At 47.3% G+C, this 1,435-nt stretch carries 1 protein-coding gene; it reads left to right on the top strand.

All coding sequences use genetic code 11. The annotated features are described in order from the left end of the window. Positions 1-40 precede the first annotated feature (40 nt). On the top strand, positions 41-1,435 hold a 1,395-nt coding region (locus A3762_RS12755; RefSeq protein WP_068755896.1), incomplete at its 3' end, for a proline--tRNA ligase.

Below are 1,435 nucleotides of genomic sequence, written 5' to 3'. Positions count from 1 at the left end.
ACGTTAACTGACTATCTCTACTACAGGACAATCACAGCAAATGCGCGCTAGCCGATTCCTTATCGCAACTCAAAAAGAAACCCCATCTGACGCTGAAGTTATTAGCCACCAACTCATGCTGCGAGCAGGTTTGATTCGTAAACTCGCATCTGGTTTATACAATTGGCTCCCCATGGGCTTGCGAGTGCTACGAAAGGTCGAACATATCGTTCGAGAAGAAATGGATCGAGCAGGTGCACAAGAGCTTTTGATGCCAGTTGTTCAACCAGCTGAACTATGGGAAGAGTCTGGGCGCTGGCAACAATATGGAGGAGAATTACTTCGTATTAAAGACCGTCACGAACGCGATTTTTGCCTTGGCCCAACGCACGAAGAAGTTATCACTGACATCATTCGCGATGAACTAAAAAGCTACAAACAGCTACCTGCTAACTTTTATCAGATCCAAACCAAATTCCGTGACGAGCGCCGCCCACGTTTTGGCGTGATGCGCGCACGCGAGTTTGTCATGAAAGACGCTTACTCGTTTCACGTAAACAAGGAATCATTAGACGAGACCTACGAGCAAATGCATGCGGCATATGTTCGTATATTCGAGCGATTAGGCCTTGATTTTCGTCCAGTACAAGCCGATTCAGGGAGCATTGGTGGCAGTTCTTCTCATGAATTCCATGTGCTAGCTGGTTCAGGCGAAGATGACATCGCTTTCTCAACAGAAAGCAGCTATGCCGCAAATATAGAAATGGCCGAAGCTCTAGCACCTACTGGAGAGCGTAATGCGCCAAGTCAGGATATGGCTGAGGTTGCGACACCAGAACAGAATACAATTGCTGAAGTAGCTGAAGCGCTTAATATCAGCGCAGAACAATGCGTGAAAACGCTCATTGTGCTAGGCGAAGCACCTGAAGGCGAAGACGATGCCGAAGCGCCTTTGGTAGCGCTTGTTCTACGTGGCGATCACGAACTGAACGATATCAAAGCCGAAAAAATTGAAGGGGTCGCATCTCCGTTACAATTTGCACCGGAAGAACGTATCGAGAAAGAACTAAATGCAAAAGTTGGTTCACTAGGCCCTATCGGTTTAGACATATTAACAGTCGTGGATCGCAGTGCTGCGCATCTTTCAGATTTCTGCTGCGGCGCAAACAAAACAGGTTTCCATTTAACTGGCGTTAATTGGGAAAGAGATGTCGCACTCAACACAATCGCAGACCTTCGCAATGTTGTTGAAGGCGATGCAAGCCCTGACGGTAAAGGGTCACTCGTTATTAAGCGTGGCATCGAAGTGGGACACATCTTCAAGCTTGGAGATAAATACAGCTCAGCCATGAATGCTTCTGTGCTCGATGAAAATGGTAAAGCCAAAATTATGGAAATGGGGTGCTACGGCATTGGCGTTTCACGCATCGTCGCCTCTGCAATCGAGCAAAACAAC

The organism is Oleiphilus sp. HI0125 (genome assembly GCF_001635355.1).
Note: the sequence above shows the minus strand (reverse complement) of the source record. Positions and strands in the feature narration are given on the sequence as shown.